Genomic DNA, 22,565 nt, shown 5'->3' with positions numbered 1-22,565 from the left:
GGCGCAGTGGCCGAGCCGGCAACAGCGCCTACTGTGGTTACAGCGGCGCCGAGCGTGCCCAGGCACAGCCGTCGGCGTTGTTCGTCGAGCGCGTCGCTCATGTCCGCTTTTGCGGCTTGGCGTCAGTGGCAGCCACGGCAGCGGATGCGACCGAAGCAGCCGAGGCCGCCGAAGCCGCCGAGGCTGCCTTCTTGCACTGCGGCAGCTCGCCGAACACATGCGGCTTGACCTGGTGCTGCAGCCACGAGGTGGCCACGGCGTCGGGCTTGAGCACGCTCTTGATGAGCGGCGGGATCTGCTCGCCGAGCAGAATCCCCAGAAGCCCCACCAGGGCGATGACCGGCGGGGCCGGCGAGCGCACCTGAAACAGTGCGTAGATCACGCCGACCAGCAGGCCGAGCGCAAGCGACAGAACATAGGGCTTCATCTTGGTCACCGCGGCCTCAGCCTTCGTGCGCGCCGAACATGGCCTTGGCGTAGGTCACGCCCAGGCCGTAGGCGCCGCCAAACTTTTTGGCGATGCCGGTGGTCATTTCGTAGGTGTCCGTGCGGGCCCAGTCGCGCTGCATTTCCAGCAGGTACTGCAGCGAGGTCATGGGTTGCGCGCCGGCCTGCACCATGCGGTCCATCGCGCGGTTGTGCGCCTCGGCGGACACGTCGCCGCAGGCGTCGGCCAGCACGAACACTTCAAAACCCTGGTCGATGGCCGACAGCGCCGGGCCCACGATGCACACGCCGGTCCACAGGCCCGACAGCACGATGCGCTTGTTGCCGATTTCGTTGATGCGGTTGATGACGGCAGCGTCTTCCCAGGTGTTCATCGAGGTGCGGTCGAGCATTTTCTGGCCCGGAAACGCGTCGCTGATTTCGCTGAACATCGGGCCCGAAAAACTCTTCTCGGCCACGGTGGTGAGGATGGTCGGCACGCCGAAGCCGGCGGCGGCATTGGCCACCAGCGCGGCGTTGTTGCGCAGCGTGATGGCTTCGATCGAATGCGTGGCAAAGGCCATCTGCGACTGAAAGTCGATCATCACCAGCGTGTGGTCCTTGGGGGTGAGCAACTTGGCGCCGGCGGTGGGGGTGGCTTTGATGGACATGAATGACTCCGTAAGGGGTGGATGAGAGAGAGAAAAAAGAAAGAGAAAAAAGAGAAAAAGGGAGGGGCAAACCCGTGGGCCGCATCCTCGTCTCAGCAAGGGTGCGTGTCTTGTCGATTAATGAGGCCGTTTGGACATTTGCGTCGCACGGCTCAGAACGCGGGCAGCTCGTTGGGGCGCAGGTCGAACACCAGCACCTCGGCGCCTTCGCCGCCGCTCAGGTCGAGCTGGCGCACGTCGCGCAGCCGCACGCCGTCGCCTTCGTTCAGGCGCTGGCCGTTCAGCGCCACGCTGCCGCGGGCCACGTGCACATAGGCATGGCGCCCGGCATCGAGCGTGAGCGAGGCCTGCTCCGCGCCGTCGAACAGCCCGGCATAAACGCGAGCGTCCTGATGCACCGCGAGCGAGCCGTCGGTGCCTTCGGGCGAAATGATCAGGCGCAGACGGCCGCGCTTTTCTTGCGGCGTGAAGTGCACCTGCTGGTAGCGCGGTGCCACGCCCTTCTTGCTCGGCACGATCCAGATCTGCAGAAAGTGCAGCGCGTCGGTGGCCGACGAGTTGAACTCGCTGTGGCGCACGCCGGTGCCCGCGCTCATCATCTGCACGTCGCCGGGGCGAATGACCGAGCCGGTGCCCATCGAGTCCTTGTGCTCCAGCGCGCCTTCCAGCACGTAAGAAAAGATCTCCATGTCGCGGTGCGGGTGGGTGCCAAAGCCGCGGCCGGGCGCCACGCGGTCGTCGTTGATCACCAGCAGGTCGGAGAAGCCTTCTTGCTCGGGGTCGTGGTAGTGGCCGAACGAGAAGGTGTGGCGGGACTTGAGCCAACCGAAGTCTGCGATGCCGCGGTCGGTGGCGCTGCGAATTTCCAACATGATTCACTCCTTGGCAGTGTTTGAATTCGATTGAATTCACAATTCGTCTCGGAAGTCATTTCCGAGGCATGGGATGAATCATCGAACTTCAGACAGGGCCTGTTGGCGAAACCTTTTGCCGTCTATGATCGAATTTTTCGAACATAGATTCGACCGGCATTTTTTGCGAGGAACGCCGCATGCTCAAGCTCAGCCTGGAGGCCATCGAGGTGGTCGACGCCATCGACCGCCACGGCTCGTTCGCAGCCGCCGCCGCGCGCCTGAACAAGGTGCCCTCCACCATCTCGTATGCGGTGGGCAAGCTCGAAGAGCAGCTGGGCATGCAGCTGTTCGAGCGCAACGGGCCGCGCGTGTCGCTCACGCCGGCCGGCGCGGAAATGCTGAAGGAGGGGCGCTGGCTGCTGGGCGCGGCCAGCGACCTGGAGTCGCGCATGCGGCAGATTGCGACCGGCTTCGAGTCGGAGCTGCGGCTGGTGCACGACTCGCTCATTCCCACGGCCGCGCTCATCGACGATGTGCGCGCCTTTGAAGAACTGCGCTGCGGCACGCGGCTGCGCATCGGCTGCGAGGCGCTCACCGGCAGCTGGGAGGCACTGCGCGAGGGGCGCGCCGACGTGGTCATTGCCGCGAGTGAAGGGCCCGCGGGCGGCGGCTACCAGGCCTTGATGGTGGGCAGCCTGGACTTCGCTTTCTGCGTCGCGCCCACGCATGCGCTTTCACGAGTGACGTACCCGCTGCAGCGCGGCGACCTGCTGGAGCACAACGCCATCGTGGTGAGCGACAGCGCGCGCACTTTGTCTGACCGCACCGTGGGCCTGCTGGCGGGCCAGCCGCGCATTGCGGTGCCCTCCATGGCCGCGAAGGTGGCGTGCCAGGTGGCCGGGCTGGGGCACGGCTTTTTGCCGCGCGCATGCATAGAGGGCGAGCTGGCGCGCGGCACGCTGGTCGAGCTGCAGACCGAGGAGCCGCGCGCGCCCGAGGCCTTCTGGCTGGCGTGGAAGACCGGAACCATGGGGCAGGCGCTGCAGTGGTGGGTGAAGCAATTGAACCGGCCGTTGGTGCCGGCGCTGTTGCCGCGGTCGATGTAAGGCAACGGGGCCACGGAGCACCAAGGCAACGGACCGTGGCGACAAACACCGAATGTGCAAAGAATTGTTGCTAAAGTTGCCCGCGTCATGGGTCGACCTTCCAAAGCGCCGCTCTGGCGCCGCCTGCTGCTGGTACTCGCGGTCCTGGGACTCGGGTGGAGCCTGCCTGCGCGCGCGCTCACCGTGGTGGAGCAGGCGCAGCTCACGCTGGCCCTGCACGGGCAGGCCACTGTTCAGGCCCCTGACGCTGCATCGGCGCCGCAGACAGTCTCCCTCCCCTACCACTGGGACCAGCGCCAGGGCGCGGTCGATGGCGAGGCGCGCTTCGCGTTCGATCTGCCGGTGGCGCACCCCAGCGAGCCCCTGGCGCTGTTCGTGCCGCGCATCGGCAACAGCTTTCGGGTGACGGTGAACGGCCACGAGGTGGCGCGCTTCGGCGCCATGCCGCCCGGCCCCTACGACGATGCCTCGTTCGCGCCGCAGTACATCGTGCTGCCCGCACCGGGCTCGGCCGCGCCTCAGCACGTGGAAGTGGTCATTGCCGCGCAGGCCGGGCGCCAGGGCGGGCTCTCCCCGGTGGTGGCGGGCACCGAGGCCGAGGTGCTTCCGGTCTACGAAAGCGCGGAGTTCTGGCAGGTGAGCGGCGGGCGCTTCATTGCCATCGTGAGCGGCGTGCTGGGCGCGCTCTCCTTGATGGTGTGGGTGCGCCAGCGCGAAGCCATATACCTGTACTACGGCGTGGGCGAGCTGTGCTGGTCGTTGCAGACGGCCCGCGTGCTGTTCACGCATGCGCCGCTGCCCTGGCCGTGGTGGGGCGTGCTGCCGCTGGCGGCCTTTCAGGCGGCGGTGCCGCTGCTGTGCCGCTTTGCGCTGGCCGTGGTGGGGCAAGGCAACAGCCGCCTGGGGCGCCTGCTGGGCCTGATGGCCTGGCTGGCGCCGGTGACGGCCGCGCTGGGCATCGGCATGCCCTGGCTGTGGCTGATGCCGCTGTGGCAAGGCCTGAGCCTGCTGGCCGCGCTGGCCATGGCGGTGGTGGTGTTGCGCGTGGCGTGGCGCAGCACGGTGCTGGAGCACCGCTTGCTGGGCCTGGCCGTGTTGCTGATCGTGGTGTGCGCGGTGCGCGACGTGTGGGTGGTGCGCACGTCGCCGCAGGCCTACGCGATGGTGCCGTGGATCCGCTTTGCCTGGGTCGGCTTCGCGGTCTCGCTGGCCTGGGTGATTGCAGAGCGCATGCGCAAAGACGGCCGCGCCATGGCGCAGATGAATGCGTCGCTGGAGGCCGAGCTTGCCGAGCGCAATGCCGCGCTGGAGGCCGTTTTCGCCCGCGAGCGCGAGGGAGAAAAAGCCCGCGGCGCGCTCGAAGAACGCCAGCGCCTCACGCAAGACCTGCACGACGGCCTGGGCGGCCAGCTGGTGGGGCTGCTGCGCATGACCCAGCAGCCGGGCATGGCGCTGGGCGATGTCACGCTGCACCTGCGCGACGCGGTCGACCAGCTCAAGCTCACCGTGGACGCCATGCACGGCTGCGAGGGCGACGTGGCCTCCGCCCTTGGCAGCGTGCGCTACCGCCTGGGGCCGCGTCTGCAGGCCGCCGCCATCGACCTGCACTGGGACGTGAGCGACCTGCCCACCATGACGGGCTGGAGCGTGCGCGAGTCGCACCAGATGCAGATGCTGCTGTTCGAGGCCTTCGCCAACATGCTGGCCCACTCGGCGGCGAGCCAGGCCCATCTGCGCGCGAGGCTGGTGGCGGCCGGCGGCGTGGACCTGGCAGACAGCCCCGACGGCACACACAGCCCGCCGGTCGACACCATCGAAGTCACGCTGCGCGACAACGGCCGCGGCTTCGACGCGCAGGCCCGGTTCGCCGGCAAGGGCCTGGCCAACATGCATGCGCGCGCCGCCGCGTTGGGCGGCACGCTCAGCCTGCGTTCACGGCCCGGCGAAACCAGCCTGTGCCTCCTTCTGCCCGTGCCCTTGCCCGTGCCCGTGCCGGCCGCCGCCCTCAGCCCGCTGCTTCCGTCGACATGAGGGGCACGCGCGCCTCGAGCCGGGTCTGCCCGGGCGAGGACGCGATGTTCAGCGTGCCGCCGATGCGCACGATGCGCGCATGCATGCTGCGCAGGCCGATGCCGGCCACCGCACTTGCGACCAGCGGCACGTCGAAGCCCACGCCGTCGTCCTCTATCGACAGGCTGAACTGGTCGTCCGCCAGCTTCAGCAAGGTCACCTCGAAGCTGCGCGCCCGGCTGTGCTTGATGACGTTGGTGAGCGCCTCTTCCAGAAACCGCGTGAGCCCCAGCAGCTGCTTGGCCGACATGTCGCAGGGCCACTGCGCCGGCACCTGCCAACGGCCCGCCACGTTCAGCTCTTCGAAGATGCGGTTGAAGCGATGCCGAATCGGCGCAATCCATTCGGCCGGCGTGGCCGCCATGCGCGCCGACGCGCTGGAGCTGCTGTCGATCACCTGGCGCAAGTCGTCGCGCAGCGACTTGAACATCGACAGGTACTGGTTGGACTCCAGCGCGTGGGCCGACTGCTCCACCAGCGCAATGGAGCGCACCAGCGAGCCGCCCAGGCCGTCGTGCAGGTCGTGCGCCAGCTGCAGCCTTTCGCCCAGGCGCACATTGGTCAGCTCCAGCGTGTGCTCGCGCTTCAGCGTCTGGGTGAGCTCGTCGCGCGTGAGGGCCACGCGCTCTTCAAGCTCGACGTTGAAGCGCTCGATGCGCCGCAGGTTGCGCGTGAAGCTCCACGCCAGAATGGCCGACATGCCCACCATGATCAGCGGCGCCGACACGGTGGTGTAGGCCAGGCCGTCGGGCAGCACGCGCATCACCATCAGCACGTCGTGCACGCCCGCCACCACAAAGCTGAGCACGCAGACCGCCAGCAGCAGGTGCTCCGGCTGGCGCGTGCGCAGCGCACGCGCAATGAAGCGCAGGCACGAGCCCATGAACAGCAGCACGCAGCCGAAAAACACCACGGCCAGCACGGTGGCGAGCCCGTCGCGCCCGACGAACACCACCGCCGCCGCGGCCAGGCCGGCTGAGATCCACAGCACCGCCTCTGCCCGCGCAAAGCGCTGGCCGCCAAAGCGGCACAGGAAGATGCAGAACGCGCAGCTGTACACCAGCAGCGCCACCATGAGCCAGCGCGACCAGCCTTCGCTGGTCGAGAAAGGCCACGGCGTGGCGGCCACCGCATTGCTTGCGAACATCAGCCACGCGAACGACGTGAGGGCGTACCAGCCGTACGAGCGCTCGCTGCGCCGCATGAGCCACAGCACCAGAAAGAAACAGCCCAGCGTCATGGAGATCACCAGGTTGACCCCGGGCAGCGTGCGGCGCAGCAGCACCTGGTGGCTGTACAGCGGCTCCACCACCGCCACCGAGCCGATCTGCACCCGCCCCAGGCCCGCGCCGTCCAGGCGGTTGCCCACCACCTTGATGAACACCGTATTGACATCGGGCCGCAGCACCGAAGGCGGCACGATCAGGTAGCGCGGCATGTTCCAGCTGCGGCTGAGCGGCTCGGCCAGGTTGCGGTCGGTCCACAGCAGGTCGTTGTTGACGAACACCGCGCCGGCCATGTTGAGGTAGTCGATGGCCAGCGCGAGCGGTTCGCCCTGGCCCGCTTGTTCGCCCGCTTGCTGGCGCGCTTGCTGGCGCGCTTGCTCGCCCGCGGGTGCCGAGGTGCCGCCGCAGCCGCGACGCCAGTCGATGCGGTACCAGGCCGCGCCGTCGTGATCGGGCCAGCGCGTCGACCACAGGTCGGGCAGCGTCACCGGCTCCCACTTGTCTTCAGCCGGCCGGCCCCCGTCAGGCAGCGCCTGCGCCGCGGCAACCCGCTCGATCCGCGGCTCGCACGACTGGCCCCATGCGGCGGGCGCCACGACCAGAAAAATCAGGCAAGCAAGCCACGCGAGCGCGCTGCAAAAACCGCCTTGGTGCGCGAGGACACCGCGAGCTTCTGGTAGATGTGCTTGATGTGGCATTCGACGGTGTGCTTGGACAGGAACAGCTCCTGCGCGATCTCGCGGTTGGTCATGCCCTGCGACACGAGCTGAAGAATTTCGCCCTCGCGCGGGCTGAGCACACCCGCATCCACATGGCCCGGCGTGCTCACCGGCGAGTGCAGCAGCTCGAGGATACGGCTGGCAATGAACGGGTCGATGGGCGCGCCGCCGCGCAGCACGCTGCGAATGGCCAGCGACAGCTCGATGTCGTCGCGCTCCTTCAGCACATAGCCGGTGGCGCCGGCGCGCAGCGCGGTAAGGATCACGTCCTCCGTGCTCCACGCCGAGATCACCAGAATGCTCAGCCCCGGATCGTCGGCGCGCAGTTGCTCGATCAGCGACACGCCGTTGCCGTCGGGCAGCTCGATGTCGACCAGCGCCAGCGCATGCGGCTGCGCGGCGATGCAGGCCTGCGCCTGCGCGAAGGTGCCGGCGAACACCAGCGCGTCGGCCTCGTAGCCGAACTGGGTGAGCAGCGTGTGGATGCGGCGCTGCATCAAGGGCTCGTCTTCGACGATGAGCACCGGGGCGGGGAGCAGGGGTTCGCGCCAGTCTGCGGCGGGGGCGTGAGCGGGCGCGTGGGCGGGGGCGGGCGCGGGGGTGGCAGCGGCGTGCGCGGCGGGGGTGGACGGTTCGGGGTCTTGGTCCAGGGCGGGGTTCATGCGGTTGGGCTTCAGGGAGTCGGATCGGGCGCGCGGTCGAGCGCCAGCGAGCTTGGCAAGCCCCACCCGCGTCAGGCTTCGTGGCGTCGATGCTAGTGAAGCGGGGGCTGTTTACCTATACCTTGAACTAGGGAAATGCAGGGACGCTGTACCGCCGCGTGACGCATCGGTCGGCGGGCTGTTGCGCCGTGCACTGATTCGCCACTTGATCCACCACTTCAACAACCGGCAAATCGCACTTCAGGCAACCCTTTGATCTGATGCAGATTGGCGCACAGCAAGGCCCCGTCTGCTTCGTTTGCAGCGCCCAGACCAATGCTTGCGGTCGTGCAATACAAGGTGTCGTACAGCACGCCCCCAATGGCGGGGCACGTTGTCAGCTGTGCCATTGCCGGAATGACGCGATCGACGCCACCGTGCGGCGAGTAGCGAACCACCCGGCTGCCTCCCCATTCAGCGTTCCAAAGAAAGCCTTGCGCATCGATGCAGGAGCCATCGGGCGCGCCATTGCCATTCACCAGCGCGAACGTTCGTTGGTTGTCGAGCGAGGGATAGTCGCAGCAAGAAATCTTCTGCTTCATCGAATCGCAATAGTAGAAAGTGGCGCCATCGGGGCTGAAACAGATTCCGTTGGAAATTGCCGTGTCAGCAAGAGCCAGTCGTTCGACGCTCAGCGATGCGGCATTCAACCGGTAGAACGCGCCGAGCTGCTCCGGCTGTGCAGCTTCGTGCATCGTGCCAAAGACGAAATTGCCTTCGCGGTCACAGCGCCCGTCACCAATGCGCGTTCCCGGATTTCCGGGCGACGGCGCCAGCGCTAAAATGGTTTGGTCGATCAAATCGAACAGAACCAAGCGCGATGCAAGACCGAGCAACAACACGTTGTCGCGCTTTGTGAGTGCAAATGAACCCAGGCGTTCCGGCAAAGGCCAATGGAGGACGTTTCGTGTTTTCGAGTCGTGGGCAAAAAGCGTCTGGCCGACGATGTCTGTCCAATAAAGCCTTTGTGTGCGTTCGCACCACACAGGACATTCACCCAATTGATTTTTCTTTTTTTCGAATATCTGAAGTACGGTCATTATTTAAAACGTTCACTCAATAGGGTAACTGCCAGGCCCGCCAGCATCAAAACAAAGCCGCCCAATTTCATAATGGTCACAGGCCGCTGCGCGACGCCGAACAGAGAAAAATGGTCGATCACCATCGATGAACTCAATTGACCGGCAATTGCCAGGCCAATCAGCAGCGTCAAGCCGATTTTTGGTGTGAGCAGCACATAGCAAAGCAACGCGCACGCGCCGAGCACGCCGCCCAGCAACATCCAAAGCGGCTGCTTGAATATGCCTCTCATCGATTCAAATCCATCAGCTCTGAATAGCGCGACGATGCCAAGCAATAACGCGCCAGTGGTAAAGGAGAAAAACGCTGCAATAATTGAATTTCCACCAATCGCCTTTGCCAACTGCGCGTTCAACGTGGTTTGCAGGGCAATTCCAATACCTGCTGCGAAAGCTACGGGAAAAAGTATGAAATTCATACTGCACTCAATTCAATGCCGAAAAATTTTCGGAGAATTGATCAGGCTTATACCCGGCCGCGGAAAAAAGATGAGTGCGCGACTCGTCAATGGCAGCGCGCAATTCCTTTGCATTCACGCCAATCAACGCACCCCGCTGTTTGACGATGCGACCGCAGATGATGACGGTATCGATATTGCTGCGCTCGGCTGCATGAACCACCGTACCGAACGCATTGTTGGATGGATAAAGATTGATGTCTTCGGTATTTATAAGAACCACGTCCGCCTGCTTACCGGGAACCAGGCTGCCAATGCGATCCTGCAACCCAGCGCACGCGGCCCCATCGATGGTTGCCGCCTCTAGCAATCGGCTTGCGCTGATTGTCTCGACCGATTGCCGGCTTTGATCGCTTCTTCGCAGCTGCCCCACGACCCGCTGCAAATAGAAAGCGACTCTCATCTCCATGAACATATCGCCGCTGTAAGAGGTTTCATTATCGACGCTCAGCCCCGGTCGAATACCGTGCTGTGCTGCAGCCTGCCAGGCGAACATTCCGTCTTCAATTCCGTAATGCGCATCCGAACGCGGGCATACATTCACTCGCACACCGGCCTCGCGCAAAATCTTCCAGCCTTTATCAGGCAAACACGTGCAGTGATTGAAGATATTGTCTTTGCGCAGCAGTCCTTCCCTGTGCAAACCTTCCAATTCATCGGCCATTTTTCCGCCGAAAAATTCAGTAACGATGGGAATACCCAGCCTGCGTGCCTCCGCCCATTGCGCAGGCTCGAGTTGCGCCATCATCGCCAGCGTAATCAGGCTGTTGTTTCCATCCTTGAAATATTTATTCTGCAGCCGCTCCAGATTGCCCGGCCAATGCGCCGTATCCCATGTTCCAGAAACCGGTGCGCCCGCGGCGTGCACCGCACGAATTCCCGCATCCAGCATCGCTTCGACGGCCGCATCCGAATGCGCGGCGCTGCGGCTGTTATGAGAGTTGTCGATGACCGTGGTAATTCCGGCATCCATGCAGCCGAGCGCCGTCAGCATATTCCCCACGTAAATATCCCGAGGCCGGTAATACTTGGCGAAGGAGAAATGGGTGGCATTGCAATAATCTTCCAGCGATTCTGCATTGGGATTGATGCGCCGCAATTGACCCTCCCATGAATGCCGATGAGTGTCGACCATTCCTGGAATTGCAATCATGTTGTCGGCCTCGATGATTTGCGCCTGATCGGCCGAAATTTCCGCGCCCACGCTGACTATCTTTCCGCCTTCAATCAGAATGTCACCCTTTGGAATATTGCCGATATTCACATCCATGCTCAAGATGGTGGCGCCTTTGATCAAAATACGCTTTGGGCTAAGCGAAGCGGGGTATAGAATATTTCGCTGATAGTCGGTCATGCCAATGTGCGGGGATGTTGCAGATCGGCCGATCTTATTATTGTGTGCTGCTCTGATAAAGTGGCTGACTCCGAATTGACTGTCCGGAAAACCCGAGCAATCCCGACGACGGGTATTTAAATACTGGATCGAAGCATGGACCGAATTCAAGCAATGAAGGTTTTTCTGCGCGTCGTGGAGGCCAACAGCTTTGTGCGCGCGGCGGAATCGCTTTCGCTGCCGACGTCGTCAGTTACTGAATCGGTGAAGGCGCTGGAAAAGCATCTGAAAGCAAGATTGCTGAACCGGACGACACGAAGTTTGAGCTTGACTCCCGCGGGGGAGTTGTACGTCTTGCGTTGCAGGGAGATTCTCGACCTTATAGAAACGACCGAGAACAGCCTGAATCAATCAGCGCAAAAACCAGAGGGCCGATTGCGCGTCGACATGCCCAGCGGAATTGCTCATTCAGTGATTCTTCCAAATCTGAAAGAATTTATCGATAGGTTTCCCGGAATCTATTTGAATATCGGCGTGAATGACCGGCAGGTGGACCTGATTCAAGACGGTGTCGATTGCGTCATTCGGACGGGAAAGCTTCAGAACTCCACGTTGGTGGCAAGGCGCATCAAAGATTTCAATTGGGTCACCTGTGGATCGCCTTCATACCTCGAACGCCACGGAATTCCAAATGTTCTTGAAGACTTGTCGACGCACAATTCGGTCCACTATTTATCGAATACCAACCGGCATGGCAATGAATTCCTTTTCTTGAAGAACCATGAGAAAGTTGTGGTTCCGATGAATGGTGCAATGGCCGTCAACGAGACAGAGCTGTATCTGAAGCTGTGCCTCGAAGGATATGGCCTCGTGCAGATTGCGGAAATACTGGCCATCGAACATCTGCGAGCTGACCGGCTCGTGGAAGTCTTGTCGAATTTCCGCCCTGCGCCAGTGCCGGTATCTCTCGTCTATCCAAATCAAAAATTGCTTTCGCCCGCAACTCGCGCATTTGCGGACTGGGCGATTGAACTATTTTCGAGGTCGTCATTGGGTTTGTGATATCGCATCCGCCCGCCCAGCACGGAAATCAACGGCGAGATTGCGCGCGGCTGGCAGATCTTTGGCAGCTACACGCTCAACAGCTTTCGCTATCTGGACAACACCGCCAGCGCCGGCCTGGCCTTTTCGAGCACCTGCAGGCCCAAGCACATCCTGCGGCTGTAGACCGACTACCGCCTGCCCGGCGCGCTGAACGCATGGAGCGTGGGCGGCGGCGTCAACTTCCGGAGCGAGAGCTCGCGGACCACCGGCAACATCAAGATCGCGCAGCCCTCGTACGCGGTGTGGACCGCGCGCGTGAGCTACCAGGTCAACCGCAACTGGTTGCTGGCGCCGAACGTAAGCAACCTGTTCGACAAGACCTGCTACCAGACCGTGGGCGCGCCGGGCTGGGGCAACTTCTATGGCGAGCCGCGAAATGCGACGGTGACGTTGCGTGGGAGGTTTTGAGGGCAAGGTTGCGTCGACGGGGCTGCAGTGCTACTTTGGTCGGGATGACCAAACCTGTCGACGGCAATCCCTCATCCAAGCGCCCCGCCCTTCCCTATGGGCGTTGGCAGCTTGAGGATGCCAAGGCGCGTTTCAGCGAGTTGGCGCGGCGCGTGTTGAGCGATGGGCCGCAGCACGTGACTGTCCATGGCCGCGATGAATTCGTGGTCATCGCCGCGACAGAGTTCAGGCGCCTGCAGGGTGAACAGACAGGCCAGGCCTTGGTCGATGCGCTGCAGGCTTCGCCTCATCGCGACATCGACCTGATGCTTGCGCCTTCCGAGAACTCCCCTGTTCGAGCAGTGAAATTTTGAAAGGCTGCGACTGGCTGCAGCCATAAGTCGGCACTCCCCCAGCGCACCCTTCACCCACGCCGCGCAGACTTCCTGTGCGCCAGTTCCGCAGCCTGCGCCCCGATGAGCTGCGCCCGCGCGCGCATCTGCGCAACCACTGTCTCCACGCGCGCGTCGGGCAGGCGCTCGGTGATGGTGGCGATGGCCAGGCCGGCCACGGTGCGGCCGTCGGCCAGGCAGATCGGCACCGCGACCGCGCGCGAGCCCGGCACCACGCCCACCGGCGCGTAGGCATAGCCTTGCGCACGGGTGCGCACTGCACGCTCCAGCAGTTCGGCCGGGTCCACGTGCAGGGCCTTGAGCTTGCGCGCGTTGCGCCGCACCACGTCGGCCGCCTCGTCGGCCGGCAGCGACGCCAACAGCACCAGGCCGCTCACGCCCACGCCCAGCGGGCGGCGCGCGCCGATCTCTATCGACAGCACCTTCACCGGAAAGCTGCCGGTGCGGCGGTCGATGCAGACCGAGTCCGCGCCGTTGCGGATGGTGAGGAACGCGGTGTCGCCCAGGCTCTCGCTAAGGTAGCGCAGGTGCGGCTCGGCAATGGCCTGAATGGGAAAGCGGCTCGCGCGCGCCAGGCCGAGCAGCGACACCTCGCCGCCCACCAGGTAGCGGCGCGTGGCCAGGTCCTGCTCGACCGCGCCTTCTTCGACCAGCACGCGCAGCAGGCGGTGCACGGTGGGGCGGTTCAGGCCGGTGTGGCTCACCACGTCGGTCAGCCGAACGCCGCGCTCCTGGCCGGTGGCCAGCACGCGCAGCACCGCGAGCGCGCGGCGCACGCTTTGCGCGCCGGCGGTGGCCAAAGCGTCGGCTTCCGCCCCGGCGCCGGTGTTGTTCTTATCCGCCGCTGCCGCCATCCATCACCTGCTTGGGTGTCTGCTGCATGCCGCGCAGCGTGACGATTTCGCCCAGCGTGGCGTAGTTGGGCCCGCCGATGCGGCAGACCGGGTCGAGCGCGCGCGTGTCGACCTTGCCGTCGCGCAACAGGCCGTCGCGAATGTGAAAGGCCGTCACCTCGCCGACGAAAAACTCGGCGCCGGTTTCGCCGAAGGCGATCACGCGCTCCAGCTTGCACTCCATGCTGACCGGCGCGTCCGCCAGCCGCGGCACGCGCACCGTGCTGCAGGGCAGCGTGCCCAGGCCGAGCAGTTCGGCCTCGCTCACGTCGGGTGCGTGCTCGGCGCTGCTGTCGTGAATGGCGACCATCTGCGAGGCGTTGCCGATGTTCACCACGAACTCGCGCAGCGCATGAATGTTGGCGCCCGTGTCCTTGCGCTGGCCCGCCTTGCGCCCGATGTTCACGCCCAGCAGCGGCGGCTTGTTCGACACGAAGGTGAAGCAGGAGAACGGCGCGAGGTTGACCACGCCGGCCTCCGACAGCGTGGTGATCCACGCAATGGGGCGCGGCACGACGATGCCGCTCATCAGGCGGTAGGTGGCTTCGGGCGACAGGTCGCCGGCATCGAGAAACATGGCAGGGCCTTGTGAGGTGGCGGGGCCTCGATTGTCCGCAGCGCATCGGCGGCGCCGCACCGGGACTTCCCGAAAACGTCCACGATATGGAACAAGCGCAGCTTATTGCATTGCAGCATCGGGCCGCGGATTCTTAGAGTGCAGGTGTCGCCGATGAAACCGCAGCCAACTTGCGGTGCCGGTGTCGAATCAGGAGACATCCCTTGAAAAAATTCAGCAGCACCCTTTCCACAGTGGTCACCGTCGCGGTGTCGGCATGCACGGCCCTTGCCGCCCTTGCCGCGCTACCCGCCACGGCGCAAGAAGCCTGGCCCGACAAACCCGTGAAGCTCGTGCTGCCCTACCCGCCCGGGGGCAACGTGGACGGCGCGGCGCGCATCATCAGCGAGCAGCTGCAGGCCGTGTTCAAGCAGCCCTTCATCGTGGACAACCGCCCCGGCGCGGGCGGCATGATCGCCGCGGAATACGTGGCCAAGGCCACGCCCGACGGCTACACCTTCTTCATGGGCGCGAACGGGCCGATTCTTTTCTCGCCGACCATCTTCAAGCGCAACGCCTACGACTGGAAGAAAGACTTTGCACCGGTCAGTTCGGTGTCGTTCACGCCGCTGGTGCTGCAGGTGCACCCTTCCACGCCGTACAAGACGGTGGCCGACCTGCTGGCCGAAGGCAAAAAGCCCGGCAACACGCTGACCATGGCCTCGCCCGGTGCCGGCACGCAGAACCACCTGGTGAGCGAGTACCTGCAGCGCGAGAGCAAGGCGCACTGGACCACGGTGCACTACAAGGGCAACGCGCCGGCCACCACCGACCTGCTGGGCGGGCAGGTGCAGTTCAACTTCGACCAGATCTCGGTGGCGGGCCCGTTCATTCAGCAGGGCCGCACGCGCGCGCTGGCCGTCACCTCGGCCAAGCGGCTGCCGCAGCTGCCCGACGTGCCCACCCTGCAGGAGGCCGGCTTCAAGGACTTCAGCACCGAGACCTTCACCGGCATCCTGGCGCCGCGCGCCACGCCGCCGCAGGTGGTGACGCGCCTGTCGGAAGCGCTGCGCAAGATCCTGTCCGACCCCGCCGTGCAGGCCCGCTTTCAGACGCTGGGCTCCGAGGCGCGCGGCAGCACGCCCAAGCAGTTCACCGAGTTCCTGACCAAGGAAGACGCGCGGTGGATGCCGGTGATCAAGCAATCCAACATCACCGCGGACTGATATTCCAATGACCGCCACCACCACCCCCGAGCGCACCGCGCGCACCAGCATCTACATCGACGGCTTCGGCCACAAGAACCCGATTCCGGCGGCCTGCCGCGTCGGCCCGCTGCTGGAGAGCGGCAGCATCCAGGGCAACGACCCCGCCACCGGCAAGCCGGCCGAGACCATCGAGGCGCAGTGCCGCTTCATGCTGGACAACGTGCGCCGCATCGTCGAGGCGGCGGGCGGCGGCACGCAGCACGTGGTGAAGCTCACCGTGTGGATGAAGGACCGCAGCCAGCGCCCCGCGCTCAACGTGCCCTGGCTCGAAATGTTCCCCGACGCCGCCTCGCGGCCCGCGCGCCACGCCATCGTCGCGCCCGAGCTGGACATGGGGAAGCTCATCGAGTGCAGCTTCACCGCATGGATTGCTTGAGCCCATAGCTCACTCATCGACTTGCAATTTCTGATTACCCCCATGCCCGACTACCTCCCGTTCGACCCCCACCCGCGCGCCCCCGTGCCGCTGCCCCCCGCGCTGTCGTGCGACAGCCAGTTCCACGTCTTCGGCCCGCGCGCGCAGTACCCGGTGCGGCCCAACGCCGCCTACGAAATGCCCAGCGCCACCTGGCAGGTCGCGCAGAAGCTGCACGCCACGCTGGGCATCCAGCGCGGCGTGATCGTGCAGGCCACCACTTACGGCGCGGACCACACGGTGGTGCTCGACGCACTCGAAGGCCTGAACGCCGGCGGACCGCGGCGCTACATGGCGTGCGCCAACGCCGCCGTGCTGACCGAGCGCGACGATGCCTACCTGCACAAGCTGCACGACGCCGGCGTGCGTGGTGCGCGCTTCACCCGCGGTGGCCTGGGCATCAGCCTGAGCGCGGCCGAACAGGCACGCGCCTTCGCCCGCGTGAAGGAGCTGGGCTGGTACGTGAAGGTGCAGCCCGAGCCCCACGGCATTGCCGAACAGCTCGCCACCTTCGAATCGCTCGACGTGCCCGTGCTGCTCGACCACATGGGCCGCGCAGATCCGTCGCTGGGCGACGCCGATGCGAGCCTCGTGCGCATGCGCGAGCTGCTGGCGCGCGGCAACTTCTGGGTGATGCTGTCGCTCTCCGAAAAAATCTCCAGGACCGGCGCGCCGTGGAACGACGTGGTGCCGCTGGCGCAGCGCCTGATCCAGGCCGCGCCCGATCGTTGCGTGTGGGGCAGCGACTGGCCGCACCCGATTTCGGTGAAGCAGCCGCCCAACGAGGGCGCGCTGCTCGAACTGCTCTATCGCTTCGCACCCGACGCCGCCACGCGGCAGAAGATTCTTGTCGACAACCCCGCCCACTTTTTTGGATTCGAGACTGCATGAAACTCATCAGCTACCTGCACGGCGGGGCCTCGCACTGGGGCTGCGTCATTGGCGACAGTGACGGCAACGGCGACAGCCAAGGCGTCGTCGATCTGGGGCGCCGCCTGCCCGCGTTCGCTACGCTGTCCGCGCTGCTGGCCGGCGGTGACGCCGCGCTGGCCCAGGCACGTGCCGCGGCCGAAGGTGCCACCGCCGACCACGCGCTGGCCGACGTGCGCTTCGCGCTGCCCATCGTGCAGCCGCGCCGCGTGTTCTGCATCGGCGTCAACTACGCGCACCGCAACGCCGAGTACAAGGACGGCAGCGATCTGCCCAAGTACCCGAGCATCTTCATGCGTGTGGCCGAATCGTTCGTAGGCCACGGGGAGGCGCTGCAGCAGCCGCTCGAATCGACACAGCTGGACTACGAAGGCGAAATCGCCATCGTCATCGGCCGCCGCGCGCGCCGCGTGCAGGGCGACGAAGCGCTGGCCTGCATCGCCGGCCTCACCTGCATGAACGAAGGCACCATCCGCGACTGGGTGCACCACGCCAAGTTCAACGTGACGCAGGGCAAGAACTTCAATGCCTCGGGCGCCATCGGCCCGTGGATCGTCACCGCCGACGAATTTCCGCAGGGCTTTGGCGCGCTGCGTGTCCAGACCCGCGTGAACGGCGAGCCGCGCCAGGACGACACCACCGCCAACCTGATGTTCGACTTTGCCTACCTGGTGCATTACCTGTCGACCTTCACCACGCTGGAGCCCGGCGACATCATCGCCACGGGCACGCCGACCGGCGCGGGCATTCGATTCGATCCACCCAGGTTCCTGCAGCCCGGCGACGTGGTCGAGGTAGAAGTGAGCGGTGTGGGCGTGCTGCGCAACGTGGTGCAGGCGGAAGGGAGCGCCGCATGAGCCTCGACACCGCCACCCTCTTGCAGGCCGCCGAGCGGCTGGAGCAGGCGCAGCACACCCGCGTGGCATGCCGCCAGTTCTCGCTCGACTACCCCGACATGAGCATCGACGACGCCTACGCCATTCAGCATGCGTGGATGCAGCTGAAACTGCGCAACGGCCGCACGGTGAAGGGCCACAAGATCGGCCTGACCTCCAAGGCGATGCAGCGCGCGGTGAACATCGCCGAGCCGGACTACGGCACGCTGCTGGACGACATGTTCTACCGCGACGGCGCGGTGATTCCCACCGAGCGCTTCCTGCAACTGAAGATAGAGGCCGAGCTGGCCTTTGTGCTGGCGCGCCCGCTGTCGGGCCCCGACTGCACGCTGTTCGACGTGCTCGACGCCACCGCCTACGTGACGCCCGCGCTCGAAATTCTGGACGCGCGCATCCAGCGCGTCGACCCCGCCACGGGCCGCACGCGCAACGTGTTCGACACCATCTCCGACAACGCGGCCAATGCCGCGCTGGTGCTGGGCGGTCGGCCTTTCAAGCCCGCGTTGATCGATGCGGACATGCGGCGCATCGGCGCCATCGTGAGCCGCAACGGCGAGGTCGAAGAAACCGGCCTGGCCGCGGGCGTGCTCAACCACCCCGGTTACGGCGTGGCCTGGCTGGCCAACCGGCTGTACCGCTTCGGCGTGACGCTGCAGGCCGGGCAGGTCATTCTGGCGGGCTCGTTCATCCGGCCGATAGAGGTCGGCAAGGGCGACACGGTGGTGGCCGACTACGGCAGCTTTGGCACCGTGTCGTGCCATTTCGGATGAGCGCCATGCCTGTGCCCACCAATCACTTCAAGCGCGCGCTGGCGGCCGGCGTGCAGCAGATCGGCCTGTGGTCGACGCTGCCCGACCCGTATGTGTCGGAGATCGTGGCGGGCGCCGGCTTCGACTGGGTGCTGCTCGACACCGAGCACACGCCCACCGACGTGCCGCACATGCTGCACCAGCTGCAGGCCGTGAGCGCCGCAGTGCCGGCCGACACCGCGCGGCGCACCAGCGCCGTGGTGCGGCCCGACTGGAACGACACGGTGCTCATCAAGCGCTACCTGGACATCGGCGCGCAGAGCCTGCTGCTGCCCTTCGTGCAAAGCGCGGCGGAGGCGCAGGCCGCGGTGCGCGCCACGCGCTATGCGCCTGAAGGCGTGCGCGGCATGGGCGGGTCGGTGCGGGCATCGAACTTCGGGCGCATCGGCGACTACGTGCAGCGCGCGCAAGAAGAACTGTGCGTGCTGGTGCAGGTGGAAACGCGCGAGGCGCTCGACCACCTGGACGAGATTCTTGCGGTGGACGGCCTGGACGGCGTGTTCATCGGGCCAGCGGACCTGTCGGCCAGCCTCGGGCATCCGGGCGACCCGGGCCACCCCGAGGTCAAAAGCGCCATCGACGACGCCATTCGCTGCATCCGCGCCAGCGGCAAGGCGCCCGGCATATTGATGCTGGACGACACCAGGGCACGCGAGTGCCTGGACCTGGGCGCGCTGTTCGTGGCGGTGGCGATGGACCTGCAGATTCTGGCGCGGGGCGCCGAGGCGGCGGCTGCGCGTTTCGATGACCGGCGCGGGTCAAACCGTGTGGCGCAGAGCCCTGTCGCCTACTGATTGATCAGCCCGCGTTCAAGCGCCGCCAGCGCGCCGGCGAAGTGCCCACATGCGCAGAGAACACCCGCGTCAGATGGCTCTGGTCCGAGAAGCCGCAGGCCGCGGCAATTTCCGCGATGGGCAGCTCGGCCTGGCCCAGCAGGCGGCGCGCGGCCTCCACGCGCTGCGCCACCAGCCACGCATGCGGCGTCTGGCCGGTGGTCTGCTTGAACGACTTGCTGAAATGGCTGCGCGACAGCGCGCATTCGCGCGCCACCTCGGCCAGCGACACGTCACCGGCCAGGTGCTCGCGCAGAAAAGCCTTGGCGCGGCGCTCCTGCCACGGCGCGAGGCCGCGCGACTCTGCATTGACGTCGCACGCCACACCGCCATAGGCGTGCAGCACATGGGCCTTCAAGGCCAGCGTGAGGTGATCGACGAAGAGCGTGCTCGCGGCTTCGGGCTGCGCCAGCGCCGGCAGCATGGCGCGCCCCAGGCCCGCCACCACGGGGTCGACGGTGCCGGCCTCGCAGTGCAGCGCGCCGACGCGCGGCACGTCCATCTCGCTGGCGAATGCATCGATGGTGGCGCGCGGCATGTGGAACAGCACCACATTGAACGGGCTGCACACATAGGCCGAGGCGCACTCGCTCAGGTCGGCGATGTGGAAAGCGCCCTCCTGCTGAAGGCCCAGGCGTTGCGTGGCGCCGCCCTTGCAGATGCGGCGGCTGCCGCCGGCGTCGATTTCCACGCTGAGCAGAAACGCGTCCTCGCTCGGCAGCGGCGGCAGCACGAACAGGTGCGGCTGGTCGTAGTGCATGCGCGCAATGCCCAGCTCCGAACCCCAGCGCGAGGTGGCGACCAGCGAAGGCACGGCGTCCACGCCGTACTGCCTGGCAAGGCGTTGGCCGAAGCGGTTGTCGGGGCAGGTGGAAGGCGGCATGCGCCGGATGTTATGCCGCACGGGCCAACCTGTGATGACAACGGGGCATCGCACGGGCGACGACACGGGGCATCGCGCGGCGAAGCCACGAGGCATCGCCGCGCGATGCAGGCCGTAGAACGAAAAAGGCCGCCAAACGGCGGCCTTGATTGCGACACGAAGTACGTGAAGCCTGAGGGCGAGCCTTACTTGCCTCCTGGCACCTTGCCTTCTACGCCCTTGACGTAGAAGTTGACACCCGACAGAAACTTGTCGTCGGCCACGGCGTCCTTGGCCACCACTTCCTTGCCGTCCTGACCCAGGATCGGGCCCTTCCAGATCACGAAGCTGCCGTCCTTCAGGCCCTTCTTCACTTCCTCGACCTTGGCCTTGGCTTCGGCCGGCACGTCGTCGGCAATCGACACGAGGTCGATGGCGCCTTCCTTCACGCCCCACCACGCCTGGCCCGTGGCCCACTTGCCGTCCAGCGCTTCCTGCGTGGCCTTGATGTAGTACGGCGCCCAGTTGATGGTGGCCGATGCCAGGTGGGCCTTGGGGCCGTAGGCGGTCATGTCGGAGTCCCAGCCGAAGGCGCGCTTGCCCTTCTCTTGTGCGGTCTTCAGCACGGCCGGCGAGTCGGTGTTCTGGAACAGAACGTCGGCGCCGCCGTTGATGAGCGCGGTGGCCGCTTCGGTTTCCTTGGGCGGGCTGAACCATTCGTTCACCCACACCACCTTGGTGGTGATCTTCGGGTTGACCGACTGCGCGCCCAGCGTGAAGCTGTTGATATTGCGCAGCACTTCAGGAATGGGCACCGAGCCGACCACGCCCAGCGTGTTGCTCTTGGTCATGGCACCGGCAATCACGCCGGCCATGTACGCGCCTTCGTACGTGCGGCTGTCGTAGGTGCGCATGTTCTCGGAGGTCTTGTAGCCGGTGGCGTGCTCGAACTTCACGTCCTTGCTGTCGGCCGCGACCTTGAGCATAGGCTCCATGTAGCCGAAGGTGGTGCCGAAGATCAGCTTGTTGCCCTGGCCGACCATGTCGCGGAACACGCGCTCGGCGTCGGCGCCTTCGGGCACGCTTTCGACGAAGGTGGTCTTGATCTTGTCGCCGAATTCCTTTTCGAGCGCCTTGCGTGCGTTGTCGTGCGCAAAGGTCCAGCCGCCGTCGCCGACCGGGCCGATGTAGGCGAAAGCGATGTTCAGCGGCGCAGCGGGTGCCGGCGCTGCTGCTGCTGCTGCCGGGGCCGGTGCGGGTGCCGCGGCCGGTGCTGCCGCTTCTTCTTTCTTGCCGCAGCCGATCAGGGCCGCCGAAGCGACCGCCGTGAGGGCAGCCAGCTTGAGCAGGGAGCGCTTGTTCAGATCATTCATTGTCGAAAATCCTCAAAAAGGACGGGTTGGCGGAAAACCGAAAAACGCGATTATGAGCCGGGGTAGAACGGTTTCCCGATGGAAGCCGGCATGTTGACGCGGATGAATGCGGGGTTGCGCGAGATGAGCGCCAGCACCACGATGGGCGCGATGTACTGCAGCATGCTGAGGAACTGCGCGGGCACGTCGACACCGCTGCTCTGCAGGTGAAAACCGAGCATCGACACGCCACCGAAAAGGTACGCGCCGAGCAGCACGCGCATCGGGCGCCAGGTGGCGAAGGTGGTGAGCGCCAGCGCGATCCACCCGCGCCCGGCCACCATGCCTTCGACCCACAGCGGTGTGTACACGGTGGACAGGTAAGCCCCCGACAAGCCGCACAGCGCGCCGCCGGCAATCACGGCCATGAAGCGGATGCGGCGCACGGGGTAACCCAGCGCGTGAGCCGATTCGGGCGATTCGCCGACCGAGCGCAGCACCAGGCCGGCGCGTGTGCGGTACAAAAACCAGATGAGCCCGAAGGTGAGCAGCACCGCGAAGTACACCATGGGGTGGTGGCGGAACAGTGCGGGGCCGACGAGGGGAATGTCGCCGAGCACGGGGATGGCGTAGGACACGCTCTCAGGCAGTTTGGCCTGCACGAAGTTGATGCCGACAAAGGCGGAGAAGCCGACGCCGAACAGGCTGAGTGCGAGGCCGGTGGCGTACTGGTTGGTGTTGAGCCAGATGACGAGCACGCCGAAGAAGGCGGCGAGCAGCGCGCCGGCGGCCATGCCGGCGAGGAAGCCGAGCCAGGGGTTGCGGGTGACGACGACGGTTGCAAAGCCGGCGATGGCGGCGCACAGCATCAGGCCCTCGGCGCCCAGGTTGACGATGCCGGCTTTCTCGTTGATGAGCAGGCCGAGTGCGGCGATGGCGAGCACGGTGCCCGCGCTCAGTGTGGAACCCAGCAGGAGTGCGTAGCTTTCCATGTCAGTCTTTCGCCTGTTGAGTTGTTTGTTTTTGCTGTTGTCTTTGGTGCTGTTGTTCAGGGCTGCGTTGTTCAGGGCGCGTGCAAAGGCCGCCGGGTACTCCCCTCCGCGAATGTCCCCCGGCTTCGCCTCCTCCTTTATTTCGCTGCGGGGAGCACCCGACGCCCTTTGCACCGGGGCACGCTCGTGGTGATCCCGCGATCAACGACCGC

General features: G+C 65.5%; 24 protein-coding genes. 11 read left to right on the top strand and 13 right to left on the bottom strand.

The annotated features are described in order from the left end of the window. Positions 1 to 97: 97 nt before the first annotated feature. The 3 genes from VLK31_RS23560 to VLK31_RS23550 all read right to left on the bottom strand — a co-directional run bounded on the left by VLK31_RS23560 (position 98) and on the right by VLK31_RS23550 (position 1,969). Positions 98 to 427, bottom strand: coding sequence for a DUF1427 family protein (locus tag VLK31_RS23560; RefSeq protein ID WP_409170945.1), 330 nt, complete (start codon positions 425 to 427; stop codon positions 98 to 100). A 16-nt stretch (positions 428 to 443) separates the two neighbouring features. Continuing rightward, a complete protein-coding gene (locus tag VLK31_RS23555) occupies positions 444 to 1,097 on the bottom strand; it encodes a hydrolase (protein WP_409170878.1) in 654 nt (217 codons plus the stop codon). A 152-nt stretch (positions 1,098 to 1,249) separates the two neighbouring features. After that, positions 1,250 to 1,969, bottom strand: coding sequence for a pirin family protein (locus tag VLK31_RS23550; RefSeq protein ID WP_409170877.1), 720 nt, complete (start codon positions 1,967 to 1,969; stop codon positions 1,250 to 1,252). 179 nt (positions 1,970 to 2,148) lie between these two features. On the opposite strand from VLK31_RS23550, the gene VLK31_RS23545 reads away from it, so the two are divergent. Both VLK31_RS23545 and VLK31_RS23540 read left to right on the top strand, forming a co-directional pair. Further along, complete coding sequence (locus tag VLK31_RS23545; protein ID WP_409170876.1) at positions 2,149 to 3,057, top strand: LysR family transcriptional regulator; 909 nt, start codon at positions 2,149 to 2,151, stop codon at positions 3,055 to 3,057. A gap of 87 nt (positions 3,058 to 3,144) precedes the next feature. Next, positions 3,145 to 5,088, top strand: coding sequence for a hypothetical protein (locus VLK31_RS23540; RefSeq protein WP_409170875.1), 1,944 nt, complete (start codon positions 3,145 to 3,147; stop codon positions 5,086 to 5,088). Here the strand turns inward: VLK31_RS23540 and VLK31_RS23535 are convergent. The 5 genes from VLK31_RS23535 to VLK31_RS23515 form a co-directional block, all read right to left on the bottom strand. Then, complete coding sequence (locus VLK31_RS23535; RefSeq protein ID WP_409170874.1) at positions 5,063 to 6,949, bottom strand: 7TM diverse intracellular signaling domain-containing protein; 1,887 nt, start codon at positions 6,947 to 6,949, stop codon at positions 5,063 to 5,065. The two genes, VLK31_RS23540 and VLK31_RS23535, sit on opposite strands and share 26 nt — an antisense overlap. Positions 6,950 to 6,960: 11 nt before the next feature. Next, on the bottom strand, positions 6,961 to 7,734 hold the full coding sequence (locus tag VLK31_RS23530; RefSeq protein ID WP_409170873.1) for a LuxR C-terminal-related transcriptional regulator: 774 nt from the start codon (positions 7,732 to 7,734) through the stop codon (positions 6,961 to 6,963). Between the two features lie 218 nt (positions 7,735 to 7,952). Beyond that, positions 7,953 to 8,813 carry an SMP-30/gluconolactonase/LRE family protein gene (locus tag VLK31_RS23525; protein WP_409170872.1) on the bottom strand — a complete coding sequence of 287 codons (861 nt, stop codon included), beginning with the start codon at positions 8,811 to 8,813 and terminating at the stop codon, positions 7,953 to 7,955. Then, positions 8,813 to 9,271, bottom strand: a complete 459-nt coding sequence (locus VLK31_RS23520) for a DMT family transporter (protein WP_409170871.1) — start codon at positions 9,269 to 9,271, stop codon at positions 8,813 to 8,815. Before VLK31_RS23520 ends, VLK31_RS23525 begins: the two co-directional genes overlap by 1 nt. 7 nt (positions 9,272 to 9,278) lie before the next feature. Beyond that, positions 9,279 to 10,664 carry an amidohydrolase family protein gene (locus VLK31_RS23515; protein ID WP_409170870.1) on the bottom strand — a complete coding sequence of 462 codons (1,386 nt, stop codon included), beginning with the start codon at positions 10,662 to 10,664 and terminating at the stop codon, positions 9,279 to 9,281. A 135-nt stretch (positions 10,665 to 10,799) separates the two neighbouring features. Here VLK31_RS23515 and VLK31_RS23510 point away from each other — a divergent pair, with 135 nt between their 5' ends. The 3 genes from VLK31_RS23510 (at position 10,800) to VLK31_RS23500 (ending at position 12,508) form a co-directional block, all read left to right on the top strand. Next, positions 10,800 to 11,705 (top strand): LysR family transcriptional regulator, encoded by a 906-nt coding sequence (locus tag VLK31_RS23510; protein ID WP_409170869.1) that lies wholly within the window; start codon positions 10,800 to 10,802, stop codon positions 11,703 to 11,705. A gap of 204 nt (positions 11,706 to 11,909) precedes the next feature. Continuing rightward, a complete protein-coding gene (locus VLK31_RS23505) occupies positions 11,910 to 12,155 on the top strand; it encodes a hypothetical protein (protein ID WP_409170868.1) in 246 nt (81 codons plus the stop codon). 44 nt (positions 12,156 to 12,199) lie between these two features. After that, positions 12,200 to 12,508 carry a type II toxin-antitoxin system Phd/YefM family antitoxin gene (locus tag VLK31_RS23500; RefSeq protein ID WP_409170867.1) on the top strand — a complete coding sequence of 103 codons (309 nt, stop codon included), beginning with the start codon at positions 12,200 to 12,202 and terminating at the stop codon, positions 12,506 to 12,508. Between the two features lie 50 nt (positions 12,509 to 12,558). Here VLK31_RS23500 and VLK31_RS23495 read toward each other — a convergent pair whose 3' ends face one another. Continuing rightward, the gene (locus tag VLK31_RS23495; RefSeq protein ID WP_409170866.1) at positions 12,559 to 13,347 is read right to left on the bottom strand and encodes an IclR family transcriptional regulator; all 789 of its coding nucleotides are present in this window, start codon (positions 13,345 to 13,347) and stop codon (positions 12,559 to 12,561) included. Positions 13,348 to 13,381: 34 nt separating this feature from the next. Continuing rightward, complete coding sequence (locus VLK31_RS23490) at positions 13,382 to 14,017, bottom strand: flavin reductase family protein (protein WP_409170865.1); 636 nt, start codon at positions 14,015 to 14,017, stop codon at positions 13,382 to 13,384. A 248-nt stretch (positions 14,018 to 14,265) separates the two neighbouring features. Here VLK31_RS23490 and VLK31_RS23485 point away from each other — a divergent pair, with 248 nt between their 5' ends. From VLK31_RS23485 to VLK31_RS23460, 6 genes are read left to right on the top strand one after another with little or no spacing between them, the layout of a single operon-like run. Beyond that, positions 14,266 to 15,222, top strand: coding sequence for a Bug family tripartite tricarboxylate transporter substrate binding protein (locus VLK31_RS23485; RefSeq protein ID WP_409170944.1), 957 nt, complete (start codon positions 14,266 to 14,268; stop codon positions 15,220 to 15,222). 7 nt (positions 15,223 to 15,229) lie between these two features. After that, the gene (locus tag VLK31_RS23480) at positions 15,230 to 15,640 is read left to right on the top strand and encodes a RidA family protein (RefSeq protein ID WP_409170864.1); all 411 of its coding nucleotides are present in this window, start codon (positions 15,230 to 15,232) and stop codon (positions 15,638 to 15,640) included. A 42-nt stretch (positions 15,641 to 15,682) separates the two neighbouring features. Beyond that, positions 15,683 to 16,570, top strand: coding sequence for an amidohydrolase family protein (locus tag VLK31_RS23475; protein WP_409170863.1), 888 nt, complete (start codon positions 15,683 to 15,685; stop codon positions 16,568 to 16,570). Beyond that, the gene (locus VLK31_RS23470) at positions 16,567 to 17,466 is read left to right on the top strand and encodes a fumarylacetoacetate hydrolase family protein (RefSeq protein ID WP_409170862.1); all 900 of its coding nucleotides are present in this window, start codon (positions 16,567 to 16,569) and stop codon (positions 17,464 to 17,466) included. The genes VLK31_RS23475 and VLK31_RS23470 overlap by 4 nt, the downstream gene beginning before the upstream one ends. Further along, positions 17,463 to 18,275 (top strand): 2-oxo-hept-4-ene-1,7-dioate hydratase, encoded by an 813-nt coding sequence (gene hpaH / locus VLK31_RS23465; RefSeq protein ID WP_409170861.1) that lies wholly within the window; start codon positions 17,463 to 17,465, stop codon positions 18,273 to 18,275. The genes VLK31_RS23470 and hpaH overlap by 4 nt, the downstream gene beginning before the upstream one ends. Positions 18,276 to 18,280: 5 nt before the next feature. Further along, complete coding sequence (locus tag VLK31_RS23460) at positions 18,281 to 19,108, top strand: HpcH/HpaI aldolase family protein (RefSeq protein ID WP_409170860.1); 828 nt, start codon at positions 18,281 to 18,283, stop codon at positions 19,106 to 19,108. A 4-nt stretch (positions 19,109 to 19,112) separates the two neighbouring features. Here the strand turns inward: VLK31_RS23460 and VLK31_RS23455 are convergent, their stop codons facing one another. From VLK31_RS23455 to VLK31_RS23445, 3 genes are all read right to left on the bottom strand, one after another. Beyond that, positions 19,113 to 20,030 carry an AraC family transcriptional regulator gene (locus VLK31_RS23455; protein WP_409170859.1) on the bottom strand — a complete coding sequence of 306 codons (918 nt, stop codon included), beginning with the start codon at positions 20,028 to 20,030 and terminating at the stop codon, positions 19,113 to 19,115. 185 nt (positions 20,031 to 20,215) lie between these two features. Continuing rightward, entirely contained in the window at positions 20,216 to 21,382 is a 1,167-nt protein-coding gene (locus VLK31_RS23450) for a BMP family ABC transporter substrate-binding protein (protein ID WP_409170858.1), read from the bottom strand. Positions 21,383 to 21,432: 50 nt separating this feature from the next. Further along, positions 21,433 to 22,353, bottom strand: a complete 921-nt coding sequence (locus tag VLK31_RS23445) for an ABC transporter permease (protein WP_409170857.1) — start codon at positions 22,351 to 22,353, stop codon at positions 21,433 to 21,435. Positions 22,354 to 22,565 lie beyond the last annotated feature (212 nt).

Source organism: Variovorax sp. H27-G14, from assembly GCF_046156345.1.
GTDB lineage: Bacteria > Pseudomonadota > Gammaproteobacteria > Burkholderiales > Burkholderiaceae_C > Variovorax.
This window is presented reverse-complemented; position numbering and strand designations above follow the sequence as displayed.

Coding starts and splice junctions, on each gene's coding strand:
- VLK31_RS23530 (WP_409170873.1), bottom strand. CDS start 7,734: ATGAACCCCGCCCTGGACCAAGACCCCGAACCGTCCACCCCCGCCGCG.
- VLK31_RS23510 (WP_409170869.1), top strand. CDS start 10,800: ATGGACCGAATTCAAGCAATGAAGGTTTTTCTGCGCGTCGTGGAGGCC.
- VLK31_RS23455 (WP_409170859.1), bottom strand. CDS start 20,030: ATGCCGCCTTCCACCTGCCCCGACAACCGCTTCGGCCAACGCCTTGCC.
- VLK31_RS23525 (WP_409170872.1), bottom strand. CDS start 8,813: ATGACCGTACTTCAGATATTCGAAAAAAAGAAAAATCAATTGGGTGAA.
- hpaH (WP_409170861.1), top strand. CDS start 17,463: ATGAGCCTCGACACCGCCACCCTCTTGCAGGCCGCCGAGCGGCTGGAG.
- VLK31_RS23475 (WP_409170863.1), top strand. CDS start 15,683: ATGCCCGACTACCTCCCGTTCGACCCCCACCCGCGCGCCCCCGTGCCG.
- VLK31_RS23515 (WP_409170870.1), bottom strand. CDS start 10,664: ATGACCGACTATCAGCGAAATATTCTATACCCCGCTTCGCTTAGCCCA.
- VLK31_RS23555 (WP_409170878.1), bottom strand. CDS start 1,097: ATGTCCATCAAAGCCACCCCCACCGCCGGCGCCAAGTTGCTCACCCCC.
- VLK31_RS23480 (WP_409170864.1), top strand. CDS start 15,230: ATGACCGCCACCACCACCCCCGAGCGCACCGCGCGCACCAGCATCTAC.
- VLK31_RS23540 (WP_409170875.1), top strand. CDS start 3,145: ATGGGTCGACCTTCCAAAGCGCCGCTCTGGCGCCGCCTGCTGCTGGTA.
- VLK31_RS23520 (WP_409170871.1), bottom strand. CDS start 9,271: ATGAATTTCATACTTTTTCCCGTAGCTTTCGCAGCAGGTATTGGAATT.
- VLK31_RS23450 (WP_409170858.1), bottom strand. CDS start 21,382: ATGAATGATCTGAACAAGCGCTCCCTGCTCAAGCTGGCTGCCCTCACG.
- VLK31_RS23445 (WP_409170857.1), bottom strand. CDS start 22,353: ATGGAAAGCTACGCACTCCTGCTGGGTTCCACACTGAGCGCGGGCACC.
- VLK31_RS23560 (WP_409170945.1), bottom strand. CDS start 427: ATGAAGCCCTATGTTCTGTCGCTTGCGCTCGGCCTGCTGGTCGGCGTG.
- VLK31_RS23470 (WP_409170862.1), top strand. CDS start 16,567: ATGAAACTCATCAGCTACCTGCACGGCGGGGCCTCGCACTGGGGCTGC.
- VLK31_RS23460 (WP_409170860.1), top strand. CDS start 18,281: ATGCCTGTGCCCACCAATCACTTCAAGCGCGCGCTGGCGGCCGGCGTG.
- VLK31_RS23550 (WP_409170877.1), bottom strand. CDS start 1,969: ATGTTGGAAATTCGCAGCGCCACCGACCGCGGCATCGCAGACTTCGGT.
- VLK31_RS23490 (WP_409170865.1), bottom strand. CDS start 14,017: ATGTTTCTCGATGCCGGCGACCTGTCGCCCGAAGCCACCTACCGCCTG.
- VLK31_RS23500 (WP_409170867.1), top strand. CDS start 12,200: ATGACCAAACCTGTCGACGGCAATCCCTCATCCAAGCGCCCCGCCCTT.
- VLK31_RS23545 (WP_409170876.1), top strand. CDS start 2,149: ATGCTCAAGCTCAGCCTGGAGGCCATCGAGGTGGTCGACGCCATCGAC.